Source organism: Kineococcus indalonis (genome assembly GCF_009906395.1).
Classification (GTDB): domain Bacteria; phylum Actinomycetota; class Actinomycetes; order Actinomycetales; family Kineococcaceae; genus Kineococcus; species Kineococcus indalonis.
In genome coordinates this window covers 1-5,406 of record NZ_JAAALM010000278.1, presented here as the reverse complement: position 1 = coordinate 5,406, position 5,406 = coordinate 1, and the positions used below count along the sequence as shown (strand labels likewise).

General features: G+C 77.1%; 6 protein-coding genes. All 6 read right to left on the bottom strand.

Features of this window, described 5'->3' with window-relative positions; translation table 11 throughout:
* Positions 1–1,080: glycosyltransferase family 4 protein (locus GTR00_RS13700; RefSeq protein ID WP_166612168.1), on the bottom strand; the 1,080-nt coding region annotated here is incomplete at its 3' end.
* Positions 1,081–1,085: 5 nt separating this feature from the next.
* Positions 1,086–1,856, bottom strand: a complete 771-nt coding sequence (locus GTR00_RS13695) for an L-threonylcarbamoyladenylate synthase (RefSeq protein ID WP_166612167.1) — start codon at positions 1,854–1,856, stop codon at positions 1,086–1,088.
* 60 nt (positions 1,857–1,916) lie between these two features.
* Positions 1,917–2,798, bottom strand: coding sequence for a peptide chain release factor N(5)-glutamine methyltransferase (gene prmC, locus GTR00_RS13690; RefSeq protein ID WP_323132470.1), 882 nt, complete (start codon positions 2,796–2,798; stop codon positions 1,917–1,919).
* A gap of 30 nt (positions 2,799–2,828) precedes the next feature.
* Positions 2,829–3,698, bottom strand: a complete 870-nt coding sequence (locus GTR00_RS13685) for a serine hydrolase domain-containing protein (protein WP_166612166.1) — start codon at positions 3,696–3,698, stop codon at positions 2,829–2,831.
* A gap of 5 nt (positions 3,699–3,703) precedes the next feature.
* Positions 3,704–4,189, bottom strand: coding sequence for an ArsR/SmtB family transcription factor (locus tag GTR00_RS25850; protein WP_166612165.1), 486 nt, complete (start codon positions 4,187–4,189; stop codon positions 3,704–3,706).
* A gap of 119 nt (positions 4,190–4,308) precedes the next feature.
* Positions 4,309–5,379, bottom strand: a complete 1,071-nt coding sequence (gene prfA / locus GTR00_RS13675; protein ID WP_166612164.1) for a peptide chain release factor 1 — start codon at positions 5,377–5,379, stop codon at positions 4,309–4,311.
* Positions 5,380–5,406 lie beyond the last annotated feature (27 nt).

Here is a 5,406-nt window from a genome sequence, read left to right as displayed (position 1 = left end):
CCAGTACACCGGCCCGAACGTGAAGGCCAGCACCGCGCACCCGGCCCCCAGCGCCACCGCCAGCGCCTGCAGCAGCGGCAGGAAGGCGTACGAGGCCGCGCCGAAGCTGAGGAAGGCCGCCCAGGAGTACATGACGAGCACCGCCACCCGGTGCGAGTGCCCCATCTGCAGGAGCCGGTGGTGCAGGTGCTTCTTGTCCGGGTGCCAGAACGCCTTGCCGGCGCGGGTGCGGCGCACCACGGCCAGCAGCATGTCCCCCAGCGGCACCAGCAGCACCGCCACCGGCAGCAGCAGCGGGAAGAAGGCCGGGGCGATCTCCTCGTCGGCGACCGTCTCCGGGTCCACGGTGCTCGTGGCGGCGATGGTCGCGGTGGCCAGCAGCAGCCCCAGCAGCATCGAGCCGGAGTCGCCCATGAAGATGCGCGCCGGGTGCGAGTTGTGCGGCAGGAAGCCCACGCAGCAGCCCACGGTGGTGGCCGCCACCAGCGTGGCCAGCGAGGAGAAGTCGTCGGGGAACTGGCCGCGCTGCAGCGCGTACGAGTAGAGGAAGAAGGCCACCGAGCCGATCCCGACGATGCCGGCGGCCAGGCCGTCCAGACCGTCCACGAAGTTCACGGCGTTCACCGAGACGAGCACCACGAGGATCGTGATCGCCATCATCGTCGGCGCCGACAGCAGGGTGACGCCGCCGATGGGCAGCTGCAGCAGGCTGATGCCCTGCCATCCCATGACGCCCGCCGCGAGGACCTGCCCGGCCAGCTTGGTGACCGCGTCCAGCTGCACGATGTCGTCGGCCACCCCCACCGCGCAGACGATCGCCGCCCCCACCAGCACCCACTGCGGGCCCGGGGAGGCGTCGAACACCCGCGAGGTGAACGGGATGCGGCTGGCCACGAGCAGCGCGGCCCCCAGGCCCAGCAGCATGGCCACCCCGCCCATGCGCGGCACCGGCACCGAGTGCACGTCCCGCTCGCGCAGCGGGGTGATCGCGCCGACGCGCTGCGCCAGGCGGCGCACCAGGGGCGTGGTCAGGTAGGTGACGGCCGCGGCCACCACCAGCACCAGCAGGTACGCCCGCACGCGCCTCAGCCCCCCGGGGAGGTCTCGGCCCGCTCGGCCCCGGCGTCCGGCTCGCGCTGCGCCCCGGCGCCCGGCGCCGGCTCGGCACCCTGCTCGGCACCCGGCTCGGCACCCGGCTCGCGCTCCGGCTCCGGGTCGTACCAGCCCTTGGGCACGGCCCGGCGCAGCTCCGCCTCGCTGAGGGCGCCCACCCGCAGCACGCGCAGGGGCCCGTCGGAGGCGTCGACGATGGTGGAGGGCGCGCCCTTCGGGCTGGGCCCGCCGTCGAGGTAGACGCGCACCGACCCCGCGAGCTGGTCCACCGCCTGCTGCACGGTCGTCGCGGCGGGGCGGCCGGAGAGGTTCGCGCTGGAGACCGCCATCGGCCCGGTGCGCTTGAGCAGCTCCAGCGCCACCGGGTGCAGCGGCATGCGCAGCGCCACGGTGCCGTGGGTGTCGCCCAGGTCCCACGTCAGCGACGGCTGCGCGCGGCACACGATGGTCAGCGCGCCGGGCCAGAAGGCGTCCATGAGCTCGCGCACGGCGAAGGGCACGGCGGAGGCCAGCCCGTCCACGGTGCGCACCTCCGGCACGAGCACCGGCGGCGGCATGTCGCGCCCGCGGCCCTTGGCCTCCAGCAGCTTGCGCACGGCCGCGGGCGAGAAGGCGTCGGCGCCGATGCCGTAGACGGTGTCGGTGGGCAGCACGACGACCTCGCCGCGCTTGACGGCGCTCTCCGCCGCGGCCAGGCCTCGCTCGCGCACCACCGGGTCGGCGCAGTCGAAAGGGGGTCTCACAGGGGCGAGTGTCCCACCGCCGCCGCGCGGCGCCGGGCGGGGCACTCCCCCGGCGCGCCCTCAGGCCCGCCGGGCGCTGGTGCAGCGCGGGCGGCCGGTGAGGTCCCGGTGCCCGGCCACCTCCCGCCAGGCGGGCCCGGCCAGCATCCGGCGCGCGCCGGCCTCCTGGACCTCGGCGTGCTCGACGACGACCAGGCCGCCGGGGCGCAGCAGCCGGGCGGCGGAGGCCACCACGCGCCGGGGCACCTCCAGGCCGTCCTCGCCGCGGCCGTACAGCGCCAGCTCGGGGTCGTGGCGGGCGACCTCCACCTCCTGGGGCACCGCGCCCGGCGGCACGTACGGCGGGTTGCTGACGACGACGTCGACGGCGCCGTCCAGGTCGCCGAACGCGGTGGCGGCGTCACCCAGGCGCAGGTCCAGCGCGGGCGCCAGCTCCTCCACGTTGCGCCGCGCCCACGCGTGCGCCATCGGGTCCAGCTCCACGGCGTGCACACGGGCGGCGGGCACCTCGGTGGCCACCGCCAGGGCGATCGCGCCGGAGCCGGTGCACAGGTCCACCACGACCGGTGCGGCGCCGGCGGCGGCGAGGCGCGCAGCCTCCTCGACGGCGAGCTGGGCGACGACCTCGGTCTCCGGCCGCGGCACGAACACCCCCGGCCCCACCGCCAGCTCCAGCGAGCGGAACGGGGCCCGGCCGGTCAGGTGCTGCAGCGGCACCCGCTCGGCGCGCTGGTCGACCAGGGCGGCGAAGCGCTCCGCGGGGCCCTCCTCGACCGCCGAGCCGAGGGCGGCGAGCACGGCCAGGCGGGAGCGCTGCACGCCCAGGGCGTGCGAGAGCAGCACCTCGGCGTCCACGCGGGGGCTGGGCACCCCCGCGTCGGCGAGGCGGGCCGCCGCCGCGTCGAGGAGTTCCCGGACCGTCCGTCCCGCTGCCGCCAGCACGCCCGCGACCCTGCCACGCCGCCGCGGCGCTCAGGCGCCCGGGTCCTCCCCCAGGAGCAGGCGCAGCGCCGCGGTCTGGGTGGCCGGCTCGGCGCCCGGCCCCGTGGGGGCGGTCACCGCCACCCAGCGCCCGGTGGCCGGCTCGCACCACACCGAGGCCTGCGCGCCGTAGGTGGCGCCGTTGACGCCCACCACCGTGCGCCCGTCGAGGCTGGCGGTGAGCCAGCCCCAGCCGGTGCGCGCCCCGTCGGCGTCGACCCTGGGCTCCAGGGCGGCGGCGCCGGGGAGCTCGCCGCGCGCCGCGGCGGCCGCGAGCCGGCCGAGGTCCTCGGCGGTGGAGAACACGCCCGTGCCGGCCGGGGCGCTGCCGGCCGACAGCCACGGCCGGGTGGCGCGCCCGTCGGGGGCGACCTCGTGGGCGCGCCCGGCCGGCAGCGGCGCGGGCAGCGCGGCGGTGGCCGCCATGCCCAGCGGTCGCAGGACGCGCTCGTGCAGCAGCTGCGGGTAGGGGGTGCCGGCGCGCACGGCGAGGGCCTGCCCCAGCAGCGCGTACCCGAGGTTGGAGTACGAGTGGGCGCCGCGCTCGGTGCGCAGCGGGGTGGACCCGGCGTCGGCGAGCAGGGAGCCCGGCGTGTCCCACGCGTAGGGGTTGCCCAGGGTGCGGTCGGTGAGCAGCGCGCGCAGCTGGGCGCGGGTGCTCAGGCGCGGCAGGCCGGAGGTGTGGGTGGCGAGCTCGCCCAGCGTGGTGCGGCCCAGCTCCGCCGGCAGCTCCCGGCCGGTGTGGACCTCGGCGAGGGTGGTGCGCTCGGTGACCTCGCCGCGGGCCACGGCCTCGGCCAGCAGCAGGCCCGTCACCGCCTTGGTCACCGAGCCGACCTCCTGGGGGGTGGCGGGGGTCACGGCGATCACCTCAGTCCGGCGGCGGCGAGCAGGGTCAGCAGCGGCACCACGCGCACGGCCGGGACCTCGTAGACCCCCCGGCCGGACGTGGCGAGCCAGCCCTCGGCGACGAGCTGGCGCAGGTGGTGGTAGAGCTGCCCGGAGGTGCCCAGGCCCTCGGACAGCTCGGGGACGGTGCGCCGCCCGTGCAGCACCTTGTGCACGAGCTGCAGGCGCACGGGGTGGGCCAGGGCGGACAGCGCGGCGACCGCGCCGGTGAGGTCGGCCTCGAGCATGGGCTCGACCTCGACGCCCTCCTGCCACTCGCAGCGCCGGCCGCCGGGTAGGGTGACGGTGCCGGCGAAGAGCACCTGCGAGCGGCCCTGCGCGCGCTCGCGCAGGCCGCGCAGGGCCCAGAACTCGTCGCGCCGGTCGGGGTGCTCGCCGTCGGCGACGCGGGCCTCCAGGGCCGCGAGCCGCTTCTCGAGCAGGTCCCAGCGTTCCTCGTCCACACCTCGATGCTACGGATACCCGTAGTTCGTGCAACAGAGACGTGGGACATCGGGACCTGCGACGGATCGTGCCGAGGTGACGCCCCGGTGGCGACGCGCCGCTCGCGGGCGGCGACGGGTCAGGCGGGGGTGGCGCCGGCCAGCTGGGCCGCCTCGTCGGCGTCGACGGCGGACTGGATCACCGGGTCCAGGTCGCCGTCGAGCACGGCGTCGAGGTTGTACGCCTTGAAGCCCGTGCGGTGGTCGGCGATGCGGTTCTCGCCGAAGTTGTAGGTGCGGATGCGCTCGGAGCGGTCCACCGTGCGCACCTGCGAGCGCCGCGCCGCGGACGCCTCCGCGGCGGCGGCCTCCTGCGCGGCCGCGTGCAGGCGCGCGCGCAGGATGCGCAGGGCCTGCTCGCGGTTCTGCAGCTGCGACTTCTCGTTCTGGCAGCTCACCACGATGCCGGTGGGCAGGTGCGTGATGCGCACCGCGGAGTCGGTGGTGTTCACGCTCTGCCCGCCGGGCCCCGAGGAGCGGAAGACGTCCACGCGCAGGTCGCTGGGGTCCAGGTGCACCTCGACCTCCTCGGCCTCCGGCACCACGAGCACGCCGGCGGCGGAGGTGTGGATGCGCCCGGCGGACTCCGTGACGGGCACGCGCTGCACGCGGTGCACGCCGCCCTCGTACTTCAGCCGGCTCCAGACCCCCTCGGCGGCCGCGCCGCGGGTCTTCACCGCCACCGAGACGTCCTTGTAGCCGCCCAGGTCGCTGGGGGTGGAGCCCAGCAGCTCGGTGGTCCAGCCGCGGCGCTCGGCGTAGCGCAGGTACATGCGCAGCAGGTCCCCGGCGAAGAGGGCGGACTCCTCGCCGCCCTCCCCCGCCTTGATCTCCAGGATCACGTCGCGGGAGTCGTCCGGGTCGCGCGGCAGCAGCAGCCGGCGCAGCTTCTCCGCGGCCTCGTCGGCGGCCCGCTCCAGCGCGGGCAGCTCGGTGGCGAAGGAGTCGTCCTCGGCGGCCAGCTCGCGCGCCGCGCCGGCGTCGTCGACGGCGGCGCGCCAGGCGGCGTGGGCCTCGGCGACCGCGCCCAGCTCGGCGTAGCGCCGGCCCAGCGAGCGGGCCAGGGCGGCGTCGGCGTGCACCGCGGGGTCGGCCAGCCTGCGCTCGAGCTCGGCGTGCTCGTCGAGCAGCGGCTGGACGGACTCGAACACGGCGGGGCCTTCCGGGAGGGCGGGTGC